Genomic DNA, 25,756 nt, shown 5'->3' with positions numbered 1-25,756 from the left:
CACTCTTGCCTTGTGCCTAAACACACCAATTAAATCTAATTCTGCTCGATTACTTAAGTTAATGGGCAAAATAAAATTTAAGATTATGCTTAGGGTTTTCAGGTATCGGCTTTCGGCGGTGGGTTTTGGAAAAAAGCATGGTTGTAGGCAATAAAAAACATTTGAACACTTTGTGCCTTGTGCCTGTTGCCTTATGCCTAAAACACAAAAATTAAATCTTATTCTGCTCGATTACTTATTGAAACTCGAATTATCCCCTATCTACTTCATCAAAAAAGCGGTCGAAAAGTTTCTCGACCGCTTTTTTGATATCCATGCTCAAAGTTCGTCCTAGTTCAAACGAAATTCTCTGCGTATTTACAACCAAATACCATTTTTAATAGCTCACTTTTCCGTCAAACTTGGGAAATGTGAAAATCAGAAAAACATATTTTACTTCAAGCCTCTTTGTTTGATTAAGCGCTTTACAGTATCAATGCTCACTGCAATGTCCAATTCTTGCATAATGGTATTTTGTAATTCCTTCAAGTTTACAACATCATTTTTAAGAGCATTATCGATTAGCGCTAAATGCTGAGGGTTTTCCAATGAAATGATTTGCTTGCGCCCCTGACCTTCTTTTCTGAGTAATCCATTGAGACCATCAGATAACCATGCTTTTTTCCAATTGACAAAAGTATTTTCACTAATATTCAAGAACTTTGCTACATTTTTTTGGTTCATACCAAAATCATTTAACAAAAGCCCTAGACAACGCATACGCACCTCAGGCTTCGGATGATACATCGAAGTTTCTTGTAATAGTTTTTTTTCCGATTCAGAAAGTTTAAGTGCTTCTCTTTTTTGCATTTTGCTCGTAAATCTAGCGTGATTTAGGTACACCTTTTTTTTAAAAGATAACTTTACTCATTTTTTGCTAGATTTCCAAACCGTTACCTAATTCGGGGCTTGGTAAGCACCTTTTCTTTATAGTAATCCTCTAAAATCTTTCCTGTAAGCGGGCTATATACCTCCCAAAAGAAATCATTGCGTTCGGATACGGCTTCATCATGCACAAACCATGGCGCAATATATTCTATCCATTTGAAGTACGTCGAAAACATGCCAATTGGGTTATCACTGAAGTCGCCCGCAAAATAACTGAATTGATAATCTTCACCTTTGTGTATTATTACCGCTGGAAATCTACTCGGAATTCCAGCAGCGCGGAGTTCTTTTTGTCCTTTGGTGTTGGCATAAATTTCATGATTTGAAAGCACTTGATTGATTTTTGGATTGTACCGTAAAATATCAAACCAGTAAGGGTATTTTATTCTTTCGGGTAGACCATACTCCTCCTGCCCTTGTGTGTTACTTACCATAAAAGGTACTTCGGTGTCGAGATGCGTCTCATTTTCTAATACAACAACTTGGTCCTTCTCCGAAACGAAAGCTATTCCAGACTTTTTAAAGGGCCAAGCACCTCTTTGTCTAATGTAGTTTCGCACAAGCCACTTGGGCAATTCTACATTCACGGTGGTATCTAATGAATCAAAATATCGACCAATCCAGCCTGTCCACTGGACTCCAAATTCTCGTTCAAACTCTTCTCTTACATTGGGTGCAGTTGGCGAATTGATATCATTGAATTCCATCATTATTAGCTTTTTCTGATGCTTGAGATTCTTAAGTAAAATCAAATCTTGCTCCGACATTCCACCATACAGTATTCCTGAGCGTTCGGTTTGGCTTTTTCCTGCAAACCATTCTTGCCTATAGATACCATAGGTATCTGTAAAAAATGCCATATCGGCATCGTTGCTTAGCTGTTCGAGCTGAGAGCTTGAAAATCGTTCGAGCCCTTTTACCAAATATTTTTGGTCATCCTTTGGAAAGAATCCAAAGTAGTCGCTAATCTGATACAATTTAGTGCTCGTTTTGGTAAATCTTTTATGTTTGAGCATCCATATCAGAGAGATATGTTCTTGACCATCAGCTGTCAAGACAGTCTTATCGACTGTTGCTACGACCATTTTTCGTTTTGGTGTAAAACACCAAGCCAACCACATCCAAATAGGAGCCGTTATAATAACAATTACTACTAATTTAATCCAAGAAAATTTCTTCATATTGTTTTTAAAGCTTTCGACGAATGCTAATGCCTAGGTCATATTGATTACCATTAGTTCTTTGGCTCAAGTCCTCATTAAACCATGAGGCGGTTAAGCTAATGGTTGTTTTTTCTTTGAAAACTTTACTATAACCTAGATTAATTTTATAAGTATTGAGCTTTCTGCCATCCTCTAACAAGACATTTCGACTTTCATCGGGAGAGATACCAGAACCTACGCCGAGTGAAAGAAAATCGAAAGAGCCACCAAAATAATAACGTGTTGTAAAAGTATAGCTTTGCGAAATATCGCTATTGCCAGGAACTATAAAAGCCCGTAGGTTGAACCAATAGTTACCGATATATTTGCCCAAAGAACCTGTATAAATCCATGTTTCGTCTGAAAACTTTAAATAGCGGTATCCTATTTCTCCCTCAAAACTTTTAGGTAAGTTGGCATACAAAGAAACACCACTTCGGAAGGTTGGGAAAATAGGTAGATTTGGCGAGTATCCAATGTTTACATAGCTATAAAAGGTCTTGCTAATACGAGGATAAGCATCTACCTCGAACTGGACACCATCATCTCCAAATCGTTTGGCATGGGTAACTCGGCCAATCAAAGTCCCCAATTTTGTACCAGTACTCAACGACAAACTGGTGAGATGCCACGGTTGGTCATGAAGAGATGAGTTATAGTTTTTGTCAAAATAGAAAAAATCGTATGAAATGGTAGCAAAAAGCTGTCGAGCGTTATCCTGTAAACGAGCGGCTAGAGTACGAGCATCAGTATTCCGAGGGTCACGTTTGATGATGAGATTAACAATTGCAAGGGCGTCGTCAAACCTTTTAAGATCTTTGAGGACTTTGGCCTTTTTGATAAGGATTTCGGTATCGTCAGGATAAAATCCTAGGGCGGTGTCGCAGTAGGAAAGAGCATCTTGAGGATGGTCATTCCAGTACTCCAAATCAATCATTGAACTAAGAGCTTCCTTATTTTTGGGATTTAGTTTTAGTACTTTACCAATCTCAGTCCTTGCACTGTCTGTTTTGTCTGTCCAAATATATATTCTTCCCAAAAACACACGGATGTCTTCATAATCTGGGCTTCTCTGAAGGGCTTGATGACAATAGGATATTGCTAAAGGGTAGTTTTTTTGTTCAAATGCCGCATTGCGCGCCATCTTGAAAAGCTCGTCGGAGTCGACTACAGCAGTTTGAGAAAAACCTTGAAAGTGAAGGCTTACCAAGAAAAGCAATAAGTAATAAAACCTGAAGAGTAATTTCATAAGAGTTTTTTGGGAAATTGGGTAAGTTAGTACGCAAAATAAACTTAAATTTTTGAGCCTTTGGTTTTCGGCAAAAACTTATCTTACGTTACTAAAAAAAAATTTAACACTCATTGCCTTGTGCCTACGGCCAAACACTTGAAGGTAATAAGTTGATTTATCAAAGACTATCTAATGCCTTTTTCAATAATTCCTTAGTGCTGAATCCCATCCTAACACCTTGTTAGGATGGGATTCAACTTGAAGCCTTTATGTACTCTAGCAAATTTTATGCTATTATCATTATTTTTTTCCGTTCGGTAAAATAAATTTAAGGGCTTTCTTGAAAATATCAAATCGATTGCCCAAATCTTATCTACACTTCGACTCTCAAAGCCTTCAGTCCATAGACTCCCTGCATTTCTTCTAATTCGAGATGTTCGACTTTTCCAGAAAGTATATTCTTACTTTGGAGGTAAGTAATATAACTAAGATACTCTTCGGCATCTTTATGGTTTGCGTACACCATGGCGATTTTTCGAGGTTGGGTCAAACGTTCACCTGTGTCTTTAATAAGCGCTTTATCAATACGTTTTTTCATAATTTCGTAGCGCAAATTGTATGCTCCCTCTGTATCGAATCTTCTTTCGTCTTTTCTAAAACTAATATCAATAGGATTGCTATGAATCAAAATCAACTGCGTGGTATGCAAAGGCACAGGCAATTGCGGAACCAAATCCTCTGTCATTTTTACAATTTTGGCCATAGAAATCAATTGCCATAACCTTAAATTTTTAAGATATAGCGGGTTGAATGGCTTTTGAGGTGCTATACTTTGTCCGATGTAGATATTGTATTCCACTCCGTCGGTTTTGTATTTTTCAAAATAATTTGGATAGGCCTCCTGCAAAATTTCTCTTTCTTCTTCCAAAAAATTACTAATGGTATTATTAATTCTAGTTAGACTTTCTTCAAAGGCATTTCTATGAGTGAATATATGATGAAAAAAAGGCTCTGTTTTTGCAAAATATTGATTAATTACTTCGCTCGATTTTCCACTATTTCCTTGTAGGTGCCTAAATATCGGTTGTATTTCTTCTTCAAAATAATAATTGATATTCATTTCCTCATCGGGAAGTATCTCCTCTCCTATTTTGTCAATATATCCTTCATTTTTGAAATACAACTCATCCAACAGAGGCAAGGTATATTCGCCTCTAAGAACGTCTAATGTATCACGAATAAGATACAATTGTTCTAAGAAATCTTGTTGAAGCGCTTTATTTCTTTCTATCGATGAATTTCGAATATCTACTGCACCATAAAGTGGGTATACTTTTTCGAATACCACGTTGCCCATTGGGAGGTTGGAGGTATTTCTGTTTTTCAGATACTCCCAAGCTACTTCATTAAACTTCCATTCGACAGAGGGTTGTAATGAGGTGAATTTTTGTTTAATCAAACGCTCGATTCGGTCATCGAAACTTTTGATGTGATAATCCAATGCCTGCTCCAAAATAGGTAATACACTATTGATTTTTTGTAAAGAATCCATCGTTAGCTCCCCTGTAATTGGCGAGGCTATTTCGAGAACCCCAAGCATTAGTCCCTGACTTTGGATAGGATACATGAGGTAGCTTTTGAATCCCTGTTCCATCAAATAGCCTGCAATACTGGTGTCTTCGTTGATCAAGTTAGGAATAAAAACTACATGTGGATATTGTAAAAATTTCTCATATTCTTCTTGGAATGCTTGATAATATACGCTGTTAGTAGGAGGAGTTATAAATAATGAGGTACGGTGGTATTCGTTAGTGTTGACATAAGTATCATTTACTCTTAAATACGGAATTAAATTTACCCGTATGTTTGCCGTTCCTAATAAAACCGTAATGGTTTCGATAAGGGCATTATAGCTGACTTCCTCTTTTTCAGAAGGCATTTTAAGCACAATATTTTTCATATCGTGCAAACAAGTCTCAGCGGTAACATCCTTCACGGTAATGAGGCCAAATCCTTCAAACTCAAATAACTCTAGGGGCAACATTTCCATCAGTAGTTCTATATCAGTGATTTCGTTTCGCCCATCACAAATCATTCCGCATTCTAGTTTTGGTAAAGGCTTTTCACTAATATAATTTACATCCAAGAATCGCTTATCAGGCTTGATAAGATAGTGTGTTTGTAATCCTGTGTTTTTATTAAAAAAAGAATAGGCAACCTCTTCCTCGATATTGATAGAAATCCCATAATATTTGCCTAAAATCCATTTGTAAGCATGATGTAACTTGGTTGATTCTACTCTTTTAGTATTTTCGTTTTTATCACCTAATATTTTTCCTGTAGCCTTATCGATGAAAGTATCTTCGAAGGCTTCGGAATAATAAAAAAAGCGAATATTGAATGGATAACTTAAGGCAAACAGATGATTTTCATCATCCGATAACAATGGAAAAATAACCGTTTTGAGTAAATCCAAAACTTCGGGATACTTTGCTAAAATTTGTGGGTCATTGATAGGTTCCTGAAGCTCAGGATACTGTTCAAGTTGGGTAAGTACTTCTTGGTATATTCTTTTGAGAATACCCTCAGAAGATGCTGCGTATTCCTTCACCAAGCGTATAAACGGACGGAAAGAAAGTATGGTTGAGACGGGCGATTGGACTGTTTGGAAGTCACATTCTGATACTATCCTATTCATTTTGATTATTGCCTTTTAGGCATTCCTTACTGCGATTAAATTATACTTCCACACACTACTCGACAAAATCACAAGAAAGATTTTTGAGATAACTCAAAAGTAATCAGTGCTTTATGGCTACAGAAATTACATGTAAGTCCTTGAATTATAAACTTCGATTGTTGGTAATTTTATCTTAATTTGTATGTTGGCGTCCTATTGGAGTTCAATTTCTACATAAAATGGTAGTTGGTGTAGAGATTGGCATCTACCGTATTTTACTATCTATGAATACTGAATCACGAGATAGTACTGTACGATGGATTTCATGTTGTTCGGAAATATTCATTTCCTGAGCATTTTTGCAGTAATGGCAACCTTTGCGTTTGCTAGGTTGAGTTGTGCAACCACAAGGGTTGCCATTACTGCAATTTTATTTTAAAAACAAAACTTAATCCTTTGAACAGTCCTGATTACGAGTTATAAATGATGAGTGTAAAGTTTTTTTTATCAATATCTTATACTTGTAATTAGGCAATGTTAGATTTAAGTTTTGTGTTTTAGGCAACAGGCGTAAAGCAAAGCGTGTTAAATTGTTTTTTAGTAACAACAGATATGTTTTTGCTTGTGCCAAAGGTAAACAAATCGAGTTAATTGTATATCTAGCACATTTTGGCAGTATCCTTTTGCTTATAAGTGCACTCCTATAACTGATATACTATTAATTTAATCTTTCCTTTTACTTACCATTGAGAGTTTGTAATTAAGAAACAGAGGTAAAGTCTCAAAAAGTTTAATTTTTGTTAAGTTCTTAGAAACGTTATAAAAAATATTTTTAAAAGAAAAAACCAAGCTTAAAACTAATCACTTCATCCTCAGAAGACCGTCCATAGGTGAGTGTTAGTACAGCCATTTGAAAGGGTGAAAGCCACACACCACCGCCGTATCCATGATGCCATTTTTGCGAGTTTTCGTTTGGATTCCAAACACGGCCTAAGTCGTTGAATGCTAAAATACCAAATTGGGCAGGGAAAAGGTATGATTTGAATGAAAGTAGCTTGAGGCGAGCCTCCAAATTGTGATAAAAAGAACTTTTACCCGAAAAGCGAGAACGACGGTAACCTCTCAAATTGGATAAACCTCCGAGTGTATTAGCTTGATAAAACTCATAATCTAGCAAGTTGATACCCCCTCCTACGCGGGTGGCAAAGGATAATACTGCTGGTAACTTGAAAGTATGGTAAAACGCCAAATCAGTTTTTAAATTGAAATAGTCATCTTTATAGTTGTGTTCAAAAGCCTTTTGAAAAGTAAGTTCGCTATTCCATTTCAAACCTCTAGTGGTCATGACTGGGTTATTACGAGTATCTACGGTAAAGCCTGCTCTGATTCCGTAAAAATCCTGTTCTTCATATAGTTCAGAGCCTTTAGGTGCATATTCTGCGATAAAACGTCTAGCATTTTCTTTGACGTCATAACCATTAAATACAAAACCATAATATAGCTTGAGTGGCCCGTAGTTATTACTTAAGAGGATAGAGTTTTCGAGATTACTCAACTTTACGCGGTAATACTCTATTCCTCTTGACTGAATATATTTTGATTCGTTGCTCAACCCAAAAAAGTTATCCGTCAACCCTTCTTGTTGTAAGTTTATTTTTATTTCTAAATCTGTTTTACCAAAAATATCTACTGCCTTTCCTAGATAATATAGATTGAATGCATTTGTTGAAAATGCATAATTACCAGATAGACTATGTTGAAAGCGAAAGGGTGATTTCCTAAATCCTTGCTGAGTGTACTGTATACCCCCTCCAATAAAAACACCATCGTCGGGGTTGTAGGCCAAGGAGCCCAAGGGAGCCAATCGATCATAAACAAAGGCAAATCTGTCGAGGTCATTGATATGTTTATCTCCTTCGGTGGTATTATTTACGGTTTCGGCACTGCCCTCGATAACGGTATTCTTCTTTTTGTCGTAAATAATGGTTTTGCGTCCTCCTTTTTCTACTGATGAACTATCGATAAAAGTATCTTTTCCTTTGCCACCTATCAAACGAACTTTGATACCTTTATGGGCAATTCCCTCGACGTGAAATACATCCTCGCCGTCCATTCCCCATATTCGTATTTCTTTAGTATCTTGAGGCTCGAAGGTACGTTGATACAATAAACTTCCTTGTTTTCCTTTTTTGGTTTGATCAAATACTTGGACAAATGTATTGCCATCTTGGAGGCGTTTTATCGAAACAATCTCGTCTTTATCAGAGGCCACAATATCTACTTCTTTTGCCAAAAACCGATAATATTCAGAGGCGTAGGCTAACAAGTCCTTTTTGCGCTGTTTAAGTTTTGCTGCAATTTCTGGGGCAAAAGGATCATTGTCAGGAAGCTTTTTGACAGAAAGGTCAATCAAAGAGTCTGAAATATTGTGCTGTAGTTCGGCCACGGCGTTTTCCCAATCTTTTAAAGAAAGTTCAGTTAAAAAAGCCCTATCTACATATCTTGCGTTGAAGTTGAAAGTGTTGATATCTCTTATCTTATAGTCAAAACCTTGCACTTTGGGAAGAATCCACTTGCGAGAAACGATTCGGGGTAATATGCCTTGGCTTACAAAAAAAGCTTGGTCGCGGTCGCGTGGAATTGCCCTAAAAACGGTTTGTTTGCCTTCATCATAGGCCGCCCAACGCCATTGGTCATCGTGGCGGTCCCAATCTCCAATAAGCATATCCAATAATCTTGCTCGGAGCATTGCTTTTTGGTCGACCACATTTTTGTTGTCTTGCTCTAGTTTTTCAAAAAGTTTTAGGGTCGAATAGGTTTTTTTGGCTCCTGCAAACCCTTCGTCTGGTCGTTCTTCAAATAGTGCTAGTTGCCCCGCGAAAAGCCTTTGGTAAGGCCCCAAAATGGTGTCATTGGGGAGTCGAACTAGGCGAGGGTTTGTATGTAAAACCCTTGCGGCCTCTGCCAGCGATGGAATGGTAAGCGCCGCAAACGGATGCGAAGCAGATATTTGATCTCCTACGATATCAACAGTAAATTTGCTTCTAATGGCTTCAGGTACAGCACTTTCTGGATATTTTTCTACCGAGCGAGTTACATACTGATTTTGGTCTTTGCCTTCATATCTTAACGATAGGGTTTGCTGTCCGCCACCTCTTTGAATTACTTTTAGTCCACCCTTTTCAGAAGACAAATCTATCATTGGAGCCTGAACAGGTCTGGTCCAAATACTTCTATAATTTTTTCCAAGAAGCCATTCTTTAAATTTGTTGGCTTTAAATTTAGGATTAGGAATCGTTTGCTGATTGGGTTTTACGACTAATTCTTGAAAAGGTTTTTTCTTAAATGTTAAATTTTTTTCATAAAGTAACTTACCATTTTCGTCCCAAAAATAAATCTTTGTTTGCCCATCTGCTAACCAATCGAGTTGAGCAAAACCCTTCTTGGAAGCTGCGAAATAGGAATCTGCACCCTTCTTTACAGGAGTCGTTTTTGAGCCAGCACCAGAGGTGATGTAATATAAAGAGTCCTTTTCGATAAGTTGAAGGGTATGCTCATGTCCGTTGGCGTATAATACATTAGGATATTGTGCCATGATTTTTACCATACCATTGCGCATCTCTTGGTATACAGGATTGGGGATATCTTGGATGTTTCCAATCCAAGAACGATAGAGCGGGTATATCGACCCTAAAATAGGCAAAGGAATATTGATTCCTAACTCACTAAAAGGTAAAATATGAGACTTGAACGGATAATAACCTCCATGCAAACTATGAGAGTACATAGGATGATGCCCAGTAACTACCACTTTTTTGTGACGATTACGATAAAGAATATCATCCAGTGAGGTAAGCAAACCCGTGAGTGTTTTTACTTCACAATCAGAATTTTCATCTGGTTTTTTCCAAGGATGAAGATACCATTGTGTATCTAGTAATACTAAGGTTACGCTATCGGTTAGTGCCACTTCCTGAGGCGTTGGACACCCTCCTTTGGGGAAAAATACCGATGGATTTTGTAGGTAGTCAGTAACAAATTTTTCTTGGGCTATAATTTCTGCCCAACCATTTTTGCCTCCCTGTTCCCAATCATGATTTCCCGGAATCATATATCCAGCCCCAACATGAGATTTAATGATATCCAATTGAGCACTCAAACGTTCTTCCGATTGCTTTCGGTCTGGATGCTCGAGGTCTACTAAACCCCTTGGATAAATATTATCGCCTAAAAATACTACCGCACTTTTTTTACCTTTTTGTTTTAGTTTGGCCGATAACGAATTCAAAACAGCATCTTTACCTTGGATGTCTGGCTCGCCAGCATCCCCAATCAAAAACAAGGAATACACAACTCTGGAGGTAGTATCCTGTGCCAAAAGTTGTGATAAGGAAGATAGGAAGAGAAGTATACTTATAAATATGACTTTCATATAAAAATTATCAAGCAGTGTGTTCTACGTCAAAATCCAATAGTTAAGTTCCCTGTAAGAGCATAGCCATTATAAACTGGAACAAAGGATACATTGGACGGCAATTTAGGGGCTATTTGTTTTTTTATCCAAGGATAAATAATGTAGGAAGCCTTAGCCGAGAGAATACCAATCCCCGCTCCTACTAGTACATCTGACAACCAATGTCGATTATTTAACATTCTAAAAGTACCAGTAGCAGTGGCTACAGTATATCCGCCAATGGTGTACCATACGCTTTGGTCTCCGTACTCAGTGGCGAGCACCGTAGCACCAAAAAAAGCATTGGCCGTATGACCAGAAGGAAACGCATCATTACTAGAATCATCAGGGCGATTTACTTTAGTTAATTTTTTTAAACCCAAAACAGTTCCCAACATAATACCCGAACCCAAAACTATGATAGCTCCTTTATCTACAAAAGAGTTTTTACCCTTTATCCCAATCACACTAAGTCCCATGGCGGTTGCTTGAGGAGCAAGCTGAAGATAATCATCGGCGTGCGTTCTAAAACTCATAAGGTATTTTGTATGCCACTCTTTTTGTTCGGCTTTGGTACTATTGTTAATAAAAACTAGTCCAGTGCCAATCAGTATTCCTGGAGCGATTATTTCTTTGGCTGTAATAAGGGGTTTAGAACTATCGGAGGTAGTTTTTTGAGCAAAGGTAAATTTTGATAAAAAAAGAAAGCTGATGAATACCAGCTCAAAAGATTTTCTAATCATATAAAAGAAGGTTATGCAAAAAGTTTTGATATCATTGGAATTTATGTCAACAACTTAGTTGGGAAATAACAAGCACTGCGATTGCTGTATGAGTTATGATAAACTACTCATGGCTTGGACTGTAGGAGTTTGGCTATCGGCTTACAGCTTTGGGCATTCGGCAAAACATATCTATCGTTACTAAATAAAAATTTTTAATACTCTTTGCCTATTGCCTACGGCTCACAGCCTAAAGTACTCAAGTTGAATCGATTACTTAAGAATGCTTTTGTAAAACCGCAGCTATTCCAAAAGCTAGAATAGAGGCCACAAATCCATACATAAAAATATTGTAAGCTATTCGAAGTAATTTGTATTTCCGGCCTAAAACTTTACCCAAAAAATAAATATCCCTTGTCATAGAGGAATATAAAAACTCCGAATCATTCATCATTTCTTTCATACCAGCTTGATAATCCTCTAATTGCATTTCATGAAAATTTCCAAAAAATAGAAGGTTGGCACTTCGATTCGTTATATCTTCTTTCGAAAACTTACCTTTAGTAACGTTTGGAATTGTTGACAAAACTGCAAAAACGGTAGCCATTAAGCATACGGTTGTAATCATGATAGTAGGCACGATGAGATATTCATTTTCTTCTAACTTTCTGATTAAAATACTCACAATTAAAGAAATAACAATGGTATTGACAGAAATCATAATATTGGCCTTGTTATCGGCCATTGCTGAAAGCTGAAAATGATTTGCCGAAGTCGTTCTAAACATTGTTTCGATACCTCTATCAGGGCGTTTTACTTTGTTTTCTACTTCTTTTTCCTTTTCCTTACTTTCTTTTTTACTTTGTTTTATATCTTCTAAGCGTTTTTGAAGCAATGCCATATTTTTTTGCTTTTGTTGATTCAAAACTCTTTTTCCAAAAGCTGTAAAATAATGGTGTTCTTCCATAAAAGTGACGGTCTTCTTTAGCCAGTCTTTTTCGCTCAATGGCATTACTGTTAGGCTTATCTCAGTACGAAGATGCTCTGTTTTTTCTAAAAAATCTTCGGAGGCGAGATGAGATAAATCTGCATCACACAAAATCATTTGTTTGTGAGAATGCGGCGTTTGGGGCATACGAGTTGCTTCTATATAGCTTAATACCTTTTCGATTTGCTTATCGGAACACTCTATCGACTGCAAAAACTCTTTGGCCAGCATCATGCTGTGCGTTTCATGGTCATCACAACTAACCGAATAACCAATATCGTGTAGCCAAGCAGCCATTAAGAGGCTTTCGAGTGCCTTTTCTTTTACACCTTCTTCTTGCGCAATTTTTTTGGTTGCTTCAACCACGCTTTCTGTATGTAGCGCATTATGATAGCAAAACTTTGGGGGTAATTGCCTAAGAATATTCTGAGCGTATTCTTGGACTAGTTGAAGTTTGTCTTGTTGCATAAAAGCTATAGAAACACGACTAAAGTGTTTTTTTCAGGTAAAATGTTCCAAAAGGAACCAATGATAATAAAAAAGCAAAGATTGCTTTTGGCAAAGTCATACCCACTTGGATAATCATGGCTAAAATAGCAGCCACAAATGCCACAAATAATGCTCCATGAATATAACCAGCAATGCGAACTAATTCGGGTAGTTTGAAGATATATTTTAATGGCATTGCTACAAACAGTAACAATAAATAACTATAACCTTCGATTTTTCCTACTATTAGAAATACACGAATAATTTTTGCGGATAATGTTGAATTTTCTGACATAATTTAATCAAGCAATTTTAAATAGACTATCCAAAGCGACCTTACTAGCTGAAAAATAGTATTTGAAGGATTCAATCAATCAACCCCGAAGGAGTAAGAATCGTTTCAAAAGCCTAATTTTTAGCAAAATACACAATAAATGTAGTGCCTTTGTCGACTTCACTTTTCACATCAATTTTTCCTCCGAGAGCACGAATTTGGGAGCTAACAATGTATAAACCCAATCCTTTACTATCTGGATAATCATGAAAACGTTGATAAAGCCCAAAAATTTTACTTTGATGGCGGTTCAAATCAATGCCAATTCCATTATCACAAAAATACAATTCTGTATAGTTGGGGGTATCTTTAGTAAATACCTGAATTTCAAGCGGTCTGCTGAGCGAGCGGTATTTTAGTGCATTGGTCAACAAATTCAACAAAATACTTTCGAGGTAAGAGGAATCAAAACTGACTTTTTCTGCTAAGCTAAAATCAGTCTTGAGAACGGCTCCTGTTTCCCGAACTTGATAACCCACTGAGTTTTTGACCTTTTCAAATTCAATATTCAAATCCAGCGACTTTTTTTCGAGATTTACCTGATTTTTTATTACAAGAACATCTAGTAAATCGTTGATGGTCTGATTCAATAAAACGGTTGATTCCTTAAATTTGTTAAGTAACTCTAGCGTTTCGGCATCTTGTATAACGTCTGGGTCGACTAGTTCCAGAATACCCATCAAATTTGAGAGTGGTGCACGAAGATTATGCGAAGTAATAAAGGTAAATTGTTTTAAGTCGGTATTGCTGTCGGTCAGTTCTCGGATAAGTACTTCGCGCTCAGCCTCAGCTTTTTTTCGAGCCGATATATCCCTAAATACCGATATTGCGTGTGTAAACTCCCCTTTGGCATCGGGCACAGGCACTACTTCTAAGCTAGCCCAAAACTGCTCACCATTTTTTCGGTAAACAATAATCTCAACCTGCTCGTGCATCCAGTGTGCAATAGCATAGCTAATTTTCTGAATAGCTCCCAAATCGGTCTTTTCTCCGACAAGCATACTAGTAGGATTTGCGATGATTTCGGCAGGGTCATAGCCAGAAAGCCGTAAAAATGCTTCATTATAATAAATAGCTTTGTGGCAGGCATTCTCAAGATCTGGTTCTGTAATTACGATAGCATCATTGCTATTAGTAATCACCGATTCGCGTAAACGAAGCTGCAATTCTTCTTCTTTTTGTTGAGTTACATCACGTCCAGAGGCAAATATCAGCTTTTCGTCAGGCAAATAAGTTACCGACCAAGAAATCCAACGAATAGTTTTATCCTTTGCAATAAATCTATTTTCCAAGAAAGATACAGAAGATTTATCTTGTATACCTGTTAATATTTCCAAGGTTTTTTGCTTGTCATCGGGATGGACAAAATCCAATACGGCATGTTCGTTGATTTCGTTGGTATTATAGCCCAAAACGTGTAAGAAGGCATTATTGATACGAACAAAAAATCCTTCGAGTGTAACAATACCTAACAAATCGTTGCTCAATAAAAAGAAATGCTTGAGCATTTCATCTGCATTTCTTTTTTCAATTTCGGCGCCTAACTGCTTAGCCACTTCTGCCAAGAAAGCTATGATACTTTCATCGGCCTGATGATTAGCTTTACTAAAAAAAACCATCCAGCCAATGTGCTTTTCATCATAAATAATAGGAACCGATACCGCAGTGTGAATCCCGATTTTGTCGGATAAAGCAATCCTTTGGAATCCTTTTAGCTCATGTAAATCATTGAGCCAAATCGGCATTGACCGATGATGACTTTCGTTGTAAATAGTATGGTTAATATGAATATCCTTATTCAAAAAAGGAGAAACCATTTCGTAAAGATGCTCAAATTCTTGGGTGTAGCTGTAGGTCTGTAATCGAATATATTCTTTCTGATAATCTGTCATCCATATTTCACTGTGTTCCCAGCCAAGGTAGGTACGAATCGTTTCGATACAAGCTTTGAGTCCTTTTGTTAAGGAGGGCGCATTTCTAAATAATTCAAGGCTTTGTACTAAAATACGTTTTTCTTCCTCGGCTCTTACCTTTTCTGTGACATCTCTAATCAACATTTGCATAGCCTTTCGTCCAGCAAAATCAATAGGATAGGCCGTTACTTCGACAATGATTTTCTCATAACCTGCTTTTAAGTGAACTTGTAATTGATTGTTTTTGAGACTGATAGACTCATGTTGCATGGCATTTGGACAAATATCCTCCATGCACATTTCAAGAAATTCCTCATACTCATACCCATAGTGCGCAATAGCCGCAGGATTTACCTCCAGAAACTCCGTAGTGGAGCTATCATAAATCCACATTGGATTGGGGTTGTTATCAAAAATTTGTCGGTAGTTGTATTCCGAAATTCGGAGTTTTTCTTGAGATTCTTTTCTTTCGGTGATATCCATCATAGTGCCCAACATACGAACAGGAGCCCCATTGTCATCATAAATTACAGAACCACGATCATGAACATAAAAATATTTTCCATCACCATTTTGAAAGCGATACTCATATTCCCAGAATTTTATGCTTTTAGATTCAAGATGTAGTTTGATAACATTTTCTAAATCTTTGATATCCTCGGGATGAACTCTTTTTGCCCAAAAACTAAAGTCAGATGTAAACGACAATTCATCATAGCCATGTGTATGAAGAAATGTATCACCAGAGCGAACGACCTCTCGATTCACCAAGTTTACATCCCACACTACGCCTATTGTGGCATTAGAAACCATCGTGTATCTTTCGTTACTTTGTTTTATTCTTTCAAGGTTACGTTTTCGTTCGATACTGTATCGTATCGTTTTAGACAAAAGTTTTGATTCTAATTCTCCTTTAATGAGATAATCCTGAGCGCCATTGATAATTGCCTCTGTGGTAGTTTGGGTATCTTCCATGCCCGACAATACCACAATAGGAATATGAGCGGCCATTTTATTGAGATCAATAATTGATTGAATACCGATACTGTCGGGAAGAGATAAGTCTAAGAAAACTAAGTCATAATCTGTAGTTGCCAAGGCTTGTTTAGCTTCTGCTACCGAAATTACGTTCTGAACCTCTTTTACGTCAAGCCCTGTATCATGCAAATACTCCTCGAAAAGAACATAATCACCCAAGTTATCTTCTACGACGAGTATTCTCAATTTTTGTGGTTTTATAGTAATCATGGTGATGATATAGTTATTTGAGGGAGCAAAATGAGTTCAAGTTTTACCCACCTACTACTATGTGATACTGCATTTTTGATAAAAATTAAGCTATTGAGCTTTAGGCTTTCAGGTATGGACATGTGGCAAAAACATACTTTTAGCTACTAAAAAACCTGTTAAAACCAGTGCTTGCCTAAGTCTTGATACTTATGACCTAAAGTAACCAGACCGACATCCTTACCTAAATTTCTATTTCATTATATTTTGGTTTGCATTTGGGAAGCGAAAATTTGAAGGTACATCCTTCGCCAACAGTGCTTTCGACCCATATTTTTCCTCTGTGTCGTTCAACAATTTTTTTACAGATAGCCAACCCAATGCCAGTTCCAGAGTACTCTGTCTTGTTATGTAATCTTTGGAAAATAATAAATATCTTTTTGAAGTATGCAGAATCTATACCAATTCCGTTGTCTTTGACAGAAAAAATCCAATCCTCTTGTTGTTCTTCCAAACCAATATGGATAATTGGGTCTTTTTCACCTTTATATTTTAAGGCATTTCCGATGAGGTTCTGTATTAATTGTAACAACTGAACACGGTTTCCTTCTACGATTGGCAATTTGCTAAGGGTAATTTTTGCCTGTTCTTTCTTAATTTTTTCGTCATAAATTTGAATCACTTCTAATAGAATTTCATTCAAATCAATTAGTACGAATTCTTCTCTGTTGGTTCCTACTCTAGAGTATTCAAGCAAATCTAAAATGAGCTGTTTCATTCGCTCAGACCCATTGACTGCAAAGTAAATGTATTTTTTTGCTTGGTCATCCAGTTGAGCCTCATACTTTTTCTGAAGTAATTGTAAAAAACTACTTACCATACGCAGTGGTTCTTGGAGATCGTGCGAAGCCACGTATGCAAATCTCTCAAGCTCTTCATTTGAGGCAACCAACTCATTAGCTCTTTTTTCTAACTCAATATTAAGTTCATTTAATTTAAGCTCTGTTTTTTTCAGTGGCGAAACATCCTGAATGGCACCTATCATTCTGATAGCATTATTATTTTCATCATATAGCGTAAAGCATCGGTCGTATACAAATTTGTAGGAGTAATCTGCGCATAAAATTCTGTATTCATCTTCCCAATGAAGTTTTTTATCGGTAAGGTGTTTTCTCAGGCCAGAATTTACTCTTTCGGCATCATCTGGATGCACTTTTGACAACCACCAGTTGTAATTTCCTGTTATTTCTTGTAGTGAGTAGCCCAAAATTTGCTCCATGCTATCACTCCACAGGATTTCATTTGTGGCAATATCCAAATCCCAAATCAAATCGTTTGTTGCTTTTGCCACAAGGTTATAGCGCTCGTTACTTTGTCGTAAAGCCAACTCGGCCAGTTTGCTTTCCATGATTAGGTTTACCACTCGTTTTACGTTTTCGAGTGCTACCTCTTCCTCGCGTGAGGGTACCCTTTCGTCGTTGAAGAAATAGGCAAGAATTCCTAAAACCTTGTTTCCTGCTCCAATAATTGGTATAGACCAACAAGTTTTTATTCGTTGGGTACGCAGCATTTGGGCGAGTGGTTGCCACTGTGGCATCAGTCCAAGATTCTTAACAAATTGCTTATGCGGGAAAAACAAGCTTGAATATTCTCCATTTTCGTTGGGTTGAGTACTAAACCCAAAAGATTCAATGGCGTTAATTAAGTTTTCGTCGAGGGTCGAACCTACCAAAACCTTCAATCGTTTGCCTTCTACTTGCCAAGCTGTAATAATAGCATCTCCTTCTAATTCTTGTACCTCGTTGATATAATACTCTAGTACTTGAGCCAAGGTCGTATCTTGAAGGGTGTTATACTCAAGCGTGGCTTTTTCAATACGTGCTAGCTGTTCTTTTAGTTTTTGCTCTGTAACATCTCTGAAAAAAATAGAAAGTCCGTTTTCAGATGGATAGGCATTTATATGAAACCATCTTCTACCGGGTACATAGTAGTCGTCGAAGGACACCGCTACATTTTCTTCAATCGCTCGGGTGTACTCAGAGTAGTAGCTCAATGGTGCACCATGACCAAATGTATCCCACAAATTTTCATTGATTAAAAAATTTCTACTCATTCCTAGTAACCTTTCGGCCTCGGCATTCATATAGGTTACTGTATATTGATGATTGACAGCAAAAAAACCATCGGTTATACTTTCGAGGATATTTGTGATTTGAATATTATATTGCTCCAAATCTCTCTCGTGCTTCTTGCGTTCGGAAATGTCAGTAAAAATGGTAAAAAGCGATACAATCTGCTGGTTGTCATCGGCAATAGGGCCAGCACTCACGTAGTAGTCCACCCAATCACCCTGTTTGTCGGACATTACGATATCTTGGCTTACATGTTGCCCACGATTGAGTGTATCCAATAAATTTTGTGCTAATTTTTCATCAAAAAGAGGGAGTTTAAATTCATGATTATTGGTAAGCTCTCCTCTAAAATCAGTGAAAGATTTGTTAAAATAGATAGGCTTACCTTCTGGGCTCCAGAGGCATACCAAATCTTTCATATTGTCGAGTAGGTGCTTGTACAAACTGAGGTGTTGATCACTATGCTTTTTCTCAGAAATATCTTTGGCCACGGCAATGATACGATCTTGCTCTTTTATAGTCGCAACGGTCCAAGCCAACCAGCGTACCTCTCCATCCTCTTTGACAATACGATTTTCGAAATAACCAACTTGTCTAGTTTGTGTTAACAGAGCGATTTGTTGCTCTGTTTTGGTTCGGTCTTCTTCATGGACATAATCAAACAAAGAATTACCAATCAACGAAGACTCATGAGCATAGAGCCATTCTGTTGCTACCTTATTGAGTTTGGTAAAACAATAATCAGTATCAAGCATGCACAAAAAGTCGGGAGAGGAATTAAAGAAGATGTTCAATTCATCTTCGGCCTTCCTTCTTGAAAGGTCCACCCCAATTTGTCGAGAAACATTATCAAAAAAGTCTGTATCATTCGAAATACGCTCTTCGGTAGAATAAAAGCAAAATACCGCAATAACCTCACCTCTAAACAAAATTGGCAATGCTACTCCAGATTGGCAGTGTAATTTTTCGATGATACGCTTTTCGGTAGAAGGAATAAAGCCATGAGATAAATCCCACTCTTGTATACGTTGGGTAGCCCATGCCATTCCAGGCAAAAACTCGCCTCGATGAAGGTCTTGAAAAGCTAATCCTGTGAAATCAAGCCCTACAGACTCATCCGCAAACCAGTTGGTATGGAGATTTAACTTGGAGTGATTCAAATTGAGCATCCATGCCTCTGCATATACGCAATCGAGATAATAGGCCAATATTTTGAGTGCTTCATAAATGGCAATCTGTAGATTTTCGATTTCATTGAGTTTTCTCGAAATTGTCCAGAGATGTTCTTGTTCAAGCTCTTTTTTTACCGAATCTGTTATATCTCGACTTACGCCTACCACACCGATAATCGAACCATCTGGATCGAGTAAGGGAACTTTGTTGGAAAGTAACCATTTGATTTGTCCAGATTTAGTGAGGAAATACTCTTTTATATTTGACAAAGCATTTCCTGTGCTTAGGACGTATTCCTCTTGTTCACGAAGCAAATTAGCACTACTTTCTTCAAGCAAATTTAAGCCAGATTTGTGTAGTAATTCTTCTTCAGAATTTACGCCAAACAACTCCAACCCAATTTTGTTGACTAGCAAATGTCGATGTTCGAGGTCTTTGTAATAAATATAGGCAGGAATATTATCGATTACGATTTTGAGGAAATTACGCTCCTGCAAAAGGCTTAATTCAATCAGTTTACGATCGGTGATATCTTGAGAAGTACCACGAATCGCTAAGATATTTCCATTTTCGTCAGAGAGTAATTCGCCTCGCTGTTGTATATAACGGATTTCACCCGAAGGCAAGATGATTCTATGTTCTAGGCTCAAATTTCTTTTGCCCTCAGCTATCAACTTCCGCTGAATTTCAAAGACTTCTTTGTCTTCGGGATGTACAGCGTTCAAATAAGAATCGATAGTTGAGCCAAAGATATTTTTCTCCAGCCCAAATATTCGGTAAATTTCATCCGACCAAATTAGTTTATTATGCTGTAGGTCGTATTCCCAACTTCCGATTCGGGCAGTTTTTTGGGCATCCATCAAATTCTTTTCACTTTTCAATAATCTTTCTTCTACTTCTTTTAGATGCGAGATATCAGAAAGAGTACCTACCACTCGAGATGGTTGATGGTTTTCATCCCATTCCATTACAACCCCACGGTCGAGCACCCAAATGTAGTGTTGATTTTTGTGCTGAAAACGATAAATTTCTTCAAAATACTGTGTATTCTCATGTATTAATTGGTCAACAGACTGTAATACTCGCTCCAAATCATCTGGATGAACCCTCGAATGCCATTCCGAATAAGTATCTTTTATTTCAGATTCCTCATAGCCAATCAGTTCTTTCCAAATTTTTGAATAATATACATCACCGCTATTGATGCGCCAATCCCACACTCCTTGTTGACTACCCTCCAGCGCTCTTTTCCATTTTTGTTCATTGGCCAAAATTGCTTGAGCGGTTTCGTAACTACTAGTAATATCCTTGAGTATGCCATACACGCCCTGAATTTTGCCAGCAAGCAAAATTGGCATCGAAGTCAGCTGAACCTGCTTGATAAGGCCCTTACCTGTGGTAACTTCAATTTCTACACGTTGCGAAACTCCTTCGAGCGTATTTTCTATAATTTTGTCTAAATTTTTGGAGAAAGTCAACTCTGCGACTTTGGTAAATTGACATTGGAGCAAGGTTTCAATAGGATGCTCAAGGATTTCTGAAAGTGCCCTATTGGCTGAGGTAAATTTTTTGTCTAAATCTAATGAAAAAACTCCGTCGGGGTTTTGATCAAAAAGTGATTGGTATCGTTGTTGGTTTTCTAGTAGCCTACCTTCTGTTAGTTTACGCTGGGTAATATTATTCATTAAAACAGTAATCCCAATTACTTCAGCATGAGCACTATAGGCGGGGTTTATACTTATTTCATAAATTAGTTCCTGTCCTTGTAGAGATATAATTCTCTCGATAGTTGTACTTTTTCCTGACAAAGCATCTTGAAAAAGCATACCACAATCATTCAAATTGGCTTTTGTACAAACCTCATAGGGTAATACAGAGCCAATTTCGGGTTCTTCTCCAACGATTTGTATCCAAAAATTCTTAAACGCACCATTATATTTTAGAAGCTTAAAATCTAAATCCAAGGAAAATATCGCATAGGGGATGTTTTCGACTAAGGATTCCAAATCGGCTTCACTCTTTATAAGCGAATGTTCTAGTCGTTTTTCGTAGGTAATATTAGTAGAAAAAATCGCAATACCATTCGATGCAGGGAAGATTCGATTCTGAAACCAAGTGTTCCAAGGTCCAAAATGGCTGAGAATCATTCGTTTGCGCCGAGTATTCATTACCTCTATACAGGCTTCTTGAAAAGGCCCACCTGCAAAATCTGGCAGCAAATCCCAAACGTTTTTCCCGATTAACTGATCCACCGAGGTACGGATAGAACTAGCAAGTTGATCATTGGCAAAGGTAATAATCCAATCTTGGTTGATAACGACAAAGCCATCAGATATTCCTGCCAATAAATCGTAGGCAAAGTTTCCAGACTCTAGGGTATTAATCGTTTGGGGCACTTGGCTGTCTACTTTTACGGCTCGTATAATCCCCATCATAACATCTTCCTTGGGTTTGATTCCTTCCGAATTCCCTAAGTTCCAATGTGCAGATACTTCCAACCAATGTGACTGCCCGAGATGGTTGGCTTGTAATACGATTTCAAATCCTTTTTTGGTACTAATTGCATTAGAAAGATAGCGCTTGAGTACCTCTTTCCCCAAATCCGAAAATATTTCTTCAAGCCTATTACCAATCTGATAATCAGGCCAATAGTTTATAATATTATCAGAAAAAACAAATTCTTGAGTAGATGGAAAATATTCCCAAATGCATAGCTCGGCGAGCGAATCAATGAAGAAGTTTTGAGTATCAGAATATTTTTCTTCTTTTTGTTGAGATTCGCACTGATGAACTTTTTCTTTTAGAGATACTATTACCTCACGAAATTGCTCAGTAATAAAAGCGATTTGCTCAGTAGACGCATTGGGTAACTGATCAACCAAGAATTCAAGTTGAGAAAGAGTTTTAATCATTTGAATTGGGTAGCTATAATATTCAAAGGTAAGTAAGTTATTGTGCTATAAGTAATCGTGCAGCATTAGATTTAACTTTTTTGTTTTAGGTACAAGACAAAGATTCTTCACATGTTTTGTTAACAAAAGTCTGTTTTGCCGAATGCCCATAGCAGTAAGCCGTAAGCTCAAAAATTAAATTTTATTCTGCGGACTAACTTATTAGGAGCTGCAAAGGCAATTTTTGAGGGATTAATTTTATCTATTTGAACTTCAAAATTTACACGCCAGTACTCATGCTTTTTGTATCAATAGAAAATTTAATCAGCCTCGACTCTCTGACTTGGCCGCCGTACAAGTAGGTAGTTTACCTTCAAAAAATATGTATTTAGTAAAGCTTTTCTCTGATAATTCGAGTAGAAACCGTTTGATGAAGAGCCCTCCTACTGCACTAAAATAGCCTATAAATTTAATGATTAATATTTAAGCTACGCAGTATTTTCAAGATAAATCAGTGAAAGAGAAATTTAGGCGCTGAATAATGAATAAAACTATTAAAGTCCTAATCGAAGAAGATTTGAATAGGCTACGGTAGAAAGCTATACTACTAAATTTTGAGTGTTGGGCGGACACTCATTTTAAAGTTTACGAGTTAAAAGATTCTGAATTCATTAAGGTTTTTTCAATACAATCGAATTCGGCAGAGATACGTAGTGTTTCAACTTTCCTATTTTCGTCCAATGACTCATCTAAAGGTGAAATTTCTTCGGACTCTATTAAGCTATTGATGTTTGAAACGATGTGTAATTTAAACTGCTTTAATTCTAGCTTACTTAGAATATTCATAAAGTTTTGGCAATTAAATCGAAAAGGAATAGCTCAGAAAGTGAATCAAAACTATGCTTTTCATTAGGGGTTCTTATGTGTACGGGCAAGATTTTTGAACAATAATACAAGGAAAGTCCCTTATTTGCAAGTCACTTTATGAAGGATATTTATCAGTAAAGATTAGATAAATATGATAATAGTTACATATTTCTTAAATATCTGTTTTTCAGTAAGTTACTATTTTATTTAAAAGCCTTTTTCGTGGCTATACATCAAATAAAACGGAGATACTGTTGGAAGTATTCATAAAAAATCGTTTTGGTTACTAAGTTATCTTTCTAAACATTGTTTGAATGCTCAATTTTCAAAAGCTTTGCTTAGTGATTTTTACCTAACCATTCCAACATATATGTTTTCAAAGATTTCTACCATTGAATCGGGGATATTGGCCTCAATCATACAAGATTTTGATCATTGTATTTGTATCGTAAATACAAAGTATCAATTGATTGATGGAAATCAGGCCTTTTTGTCCAACTTCCCAAACAATGGTTTAGGACTTGATTTTTTATCCAACAATAAACAATTTAAAGAATCTCTTGAACAGGCCTTTAAAGGTGCCAAAATTCAGTATATTACCGAGCTAAACAATCGAATATTTGAAATCAAAATTAGTATTCAAGTAGTTGAAAATGAATCACTTGCCTTAGTTCAATTTTTCCCAAAGTCATCTCAGACTTTTGATTCTGAGCAAGCCTTACAATACAAATATATCGTTGACCATGTTCATGATGTTCTGTTTCAGACCGATGCTTCTGGAAATTGGGTATTTTTGAATCAAGCTTGGACCAATATTTTTGATTACACCCTCGAAGAAAGTCTTGGTAGACCCTTCTATGAATTTCTGCATCCCGAAGATGTTCAGAAGAATGCCCTATTGTTTGCCCCGCTAATCGCACAACAAAAGACCTATTGTAAACACATCATTCGATACATTTCAAAAGCTGGTTCGGTAAAATGGATTGAGGTTTTTGCTACCTTGGTAATTGATAAATTAGGTGCAGTAACTGGTACTGCGGGTACCCTTCGAGATATTACCAACGAAAAAGAGAAGACAAGAATAAATTCAATTCTTTCGAGTAATGTTCAGGATATCGTATGCATTCATGACTTAGAAGGTAATTATTTGTACGTTTCTCCATCGATTAGTTTACTAACGCTGTACAGTCCCGAGGAGCTTCTAGGAAAATCACATTACGACTTTGTACACCCCGACGACAGAGGACGATTTATGGCAATCGAAGGAGCCAACCACGAAACAAGCTATATTTCGTATCGTTTTAAGAAAAAAAATGGGGAATATATATGGTTAGAAACAAGCTTAAAAGTATTTTTTGATGATTACGATATTTGTAGTCGTATCATTACCTCTTCGAGAAGTATCCAAGAACGAAAACTTGTTGAGGAGAGTATGCTAAAGTCTTTGCAAAGAGAAAAAGAGCTAAATCAGCTAAAAACACGATTTGTAAATATGACCTCTCATGAATTTCGAACACCGCTCGCAACGATTAGATCAAGTGCCGAAATAATTGAGGCATACACAAAAATAGCCGATTTTCAACAGAAAGATAAAATCCTTAAACAACTCATCAATATTCAATCCGAAATAAGTCGAATTTCTAACCTGATAAACGAAACGCTTCTTATTGGTAAAATGGAGTCCCAGCAATTAACCGTGCATCGGGAAGAGGTAGATGTTGTTGAGCAAGCCCAATTTGTAATCTCCCGTCAAAACCAACAACAAAAGGATTTTCGCGAGGCAAAGTTGATAGTACTTGGAAAGCAGTATAAGATTTGGATTGACCCACAACACCTCATTCATATTTTAGATAATTTACTTACGAATGCCTTCAAATATTCGGAAGGAAAACCCGAACCCATTATTCTAATACGATTTGAAAAATGCCAGCTAAGTATCGAAGTAAAAGACTTTGGAATGGGCATTCCGTACGAAGAGCAACACAAAATATACTCCTCCTTTTTTAGGGCCAACAATGTAAGCAAAATAGAAGGAACAGGTTTGGGCTTAGTTATCGTAAAAAATTTGGTACAATTGAATGAAGGAAATATCAGATTTGAAAGTGTTGAAAATCAAGGAACAACTTTTTTTATTGATTTTTGAGCAAAATTAGATTTAGGCAGAAGGCAACAGGCACGAGGCAAAGAGTGTTCAGTTGTTTCTTAGTAACAATAGATATGTTTTTGCCGAATGCCTGTGGCTGAAAGACCTAAGCTCAAAAAGTAAATATTGTTTTGCGTGCTAACTTATTTAAAACTGTAATTAACAATTTTCTTTTACTTATAAAATAATCCTTAGTAGTTTATGAATGTATTTTCAAATCAAGAGTTACAGCATTTTAAGCGTACAATCTGTAATGAACTAAATCATCTTGTCGAAAAATGGAATACGTCCACGACATTAGCATCTAGCATCAACCTAAGTCCAGAACTGATGTATTCCTTAAGATTTTATCTTAAAAATTGTAATTAAATCTTTCTTTGATTG

12 protein-coding genes are annotated in these 25,756 nt (G+C 36.9%); 1 reads left to right on the top strand and 11 read right to left on the bottom strand.

All coding sequences use genetic code 11. The features are described from left to right. Positions 1-432 precede the first annotated feature (432 nt). From ACOVQ4_RS19265 to ACOVQ4_RS19215, 11 genes are all read right to left on the bottom strand, one after another. Positions 433-849: a helix-turn-helix domain-containing protein gene (locus ACOVQ4_RS19265; RefSeq protein ID WP_421822235.1), complete on the bottom strand. Its 417-nt coding sequence runs from the start codon at positions 847-849 to the stop codon at positions 433-435. An 83-nt stretch (positions 850-932) separates the two neighbouring features. Further along, positions 933-2,108: a hypothetical protein gene (locus ACOVQ4_RS19260; protein ID WP_421822234.1), complete on the bottom strand. Its 1,176-nt coding sequence runs from the start codon at positions 2,106-2,108 to the stop codon at positions 933-935. A 7-nt stretch (positions 2,109-2,115) separates the two neighbouring features. Next, positions 2,116-3,378: a YaiO family outer membrane beta-barrel protein gene (locus tag ACOVQ4_RS19255; RefSeq protein ID WP_421822233.1), complete on the bottom strand. Its 1,263-nt coding sequence runs from the start codon at positions 3,376-3,378 to the stop codon at positions 2,116-2,118. Between the two features lie 355 nt (positions 3,379-3,733). After that, positions 3,734-6,058, bottom strand: a complete 2,325-nt coding sequence (locus tag ACOVQ4_RS19250; RefSeq protein ID WP_421822232.1) for a hypothetical protein — start codon at positions 6,056-6,058, stop codon at positions 3,734-3,736. 814 nt (positions 6,059-6,872) lie between these two features. Further along, on the bottom strand, positions 6,873-10,472 hold the full coding sequence (locus tag ACOVQ4_RS19245) for a BamA/TamA family outer membrane protein (RefSeq protein WP_421822231.1): 3,600 nt from the start codon (positions 10,470-10,472) through the stop codon (positions 6,873-6,875). 29 nt (positions 10,473-10,501) lie between these two features. Continuing rightward, positions 10,502-11,236 (bottom strand): phosphatase PAP2 family protein, encoded by a 735-nt coding sequence (locus ACOVQ4_RS19240; protein WP_421822230.1) that lies wholly within the window; start codon positions 11,234-11,236, stop codon positions 10,502-10,504. Between the two features lie 256 nt (positions 11,237-11,492). Continuing rightward, entirely contained in the window at positions 11,493-12,671 is a 1,179-nt protein-coding gene (locus tag ACOVQ4_RS19235) for a Pycsar system effector family protein (RefSeq protein ID WP_421822229.1), read from the bottom strand. Positions 12,672-12,690: 19 nt separating this feature from the next. Continuing rightward, a complete protein-coding gene (locus tag ACOVQ4_RS19230) occupies positions 12,691-12,987 on the bottom strand; it encodes a DUF3817 domain-containing protein (RefSeq protein ID WP_421822228.1) in 297 nt (98 codons plus the stop codon). A 113-nt stretch (positions 12,988-13,100) separates the two neighbouring features. After that, complete coding sequence (locus ACOVQ4_RS19225) at positions 13,101-16,187, bottom strand: PAS domain S-box protein (protein WP_421822227.1); 3,087 nt, start codon at positions 16,185-16,187, stop codon at positions 13,101-13,103. Between the two features lie 223 nt (positions 16,188-16,410). Continuing rightward, positions 16,411-22,383, bottom strand: a complete 5,973-nt coding sequence (locus ACOVQ4_RS19220; RefSeq protein WP_421822226.1) for a PAS domain S-box protein — start codon at positions 22,381-22,383, stop codon at positions 16,411-16,413. Between the two features lie 624 nt (positions 22,384-23,007). Beyond that, the gene (locus tag ACOVQ4_RS19215; RefSeq protein WP_421822225.1) at positions 23,008-23,208 is read right to left on the bottom strand and encodes a hypothetical protein; all 201 of its coding nucleotides are present in this window, start codon (positions 23,206-23,208) and stop codon (positions 23,008-23,010) included. Positions 23,209-23,599: 391 nt separating this feature from the next. On the opposite strand from ACOVQ4_RS19215, the gene ACOVQ4_RS19210 reads away from it, so the two are divergent. After that, on the top strand, positions 23,600-25,372 hold the full coding sequence (locus ACOVQ4_RS19210) for a PAS domain-containing sensor histidine kinase (RefSeq protein ID WP_421822224.1): 1,773 nt from the start codon (positions 23,600-23,602) through the stop codon (positions 25,370-25,372). Positions 25,373-25,756: the final 384 nt, after the last annotated feature.

This window comes from Flectobacillus sp. (assembly GCF_049240685.1).
Taxonomy (GTDB): Bacteria; Bacteroidota; Bacteroidia; order Cytophagales; family Spirosomataceae; genus Flectobacillus.
The sequence above is the reverse complement of the archived record's forward strand: the minus strand, read 5'-3'. Positions and strand labels throughout refer to the sequence as shown.

Bases quoted from the DNA above. Each gene is read 5' to 3' on its own strand.
- ACOVQ4_RS19265 (WP_421822235.1), bottom strand. From the start codon at position 849: ATGCAAAAAAGAGAAGCACTTAAACTTTCTGAATCGGAAAAAAAACTA.
- ACOVQ4_RS19260 (WP_421822234.1), bottom strand. From the start codon at position 2,108: ATGAAGAAATTTTCTTGGATTAAATTAGTAGTAATTGTTATTATAACG.
- ACOVQ4_RS19255 (WP_421822233.1), bottom strand. From the start codon at position 3,378: ATGAAATTACTCTTCAGGTTTTATTACTTATTGCTTTTCTTGGTAAGC.
- ACOVQ4_RS19250 (WP_421822232.1), bottom strand. From the start codon at position 6,058: ATGAATAGGATAGTATCAGAATGTGACTTCCAAACAGTCCAATCGCCC.
- ACOVQ4_RS19245 (WP_421822231.1), bottom strand. From the start codon at position 10,472: ATGAAAGTCATATTTATAAGTATACTTCTCTTCCTATCTTCCTTATCA.
- ACOVQ4_RS19240 (WP_421822230.1), bottom strand. From the start codon at position 11,236: ATGATTAGAAAATCTTTTGAGCTGGTATTCATCAGCTTTCTTTTTTTA.
- ACOVQ4_RS19235 (WP_421822229.1), bottom strand. From the start codon at position 12,671: ATGCAACAAGACAAACTTCAACTAGTCCAAGAATACGCTCAGAATATT.
- ACOVQ4_RS19230 (WP_421822228.1), bottom strand. From the start codon at position 12,987: ATGTCAGAAAATTCAACATTATCCGCAAAAATTATTCGTGTATTTCTA.
- ACOVQ4_RS19225 (WP_421822227.1), bottom strand. From the start codon at position 16,187: ATGATTACTATAAAACCACAAAAATTGAGAATACTCGTCGTAGAAGAT.
- ACOVQ4_RS19220 (WP_421822226.1), bottom strand. From the start codon at position 22,383: ATGATTAAAACTCTTTCTCAACTTGAATTCTTGGTTGATCAGTTACCC.
- ACOVQ4_RS19215 (WP_421822225.1), bottom strand. From the start codon at position 23,208: ATGAATATTCTAAGTAAGCTAGAATTAAAGCAGTTTAAATTACACATC.
- ACOVQ4_RS19210 (WP_421822224.1), top strand. From the start codon at position 23,600: ATGTTTTCAAAGATTTCTACCATTGAATCGGGGATATTGGCCTCAATC.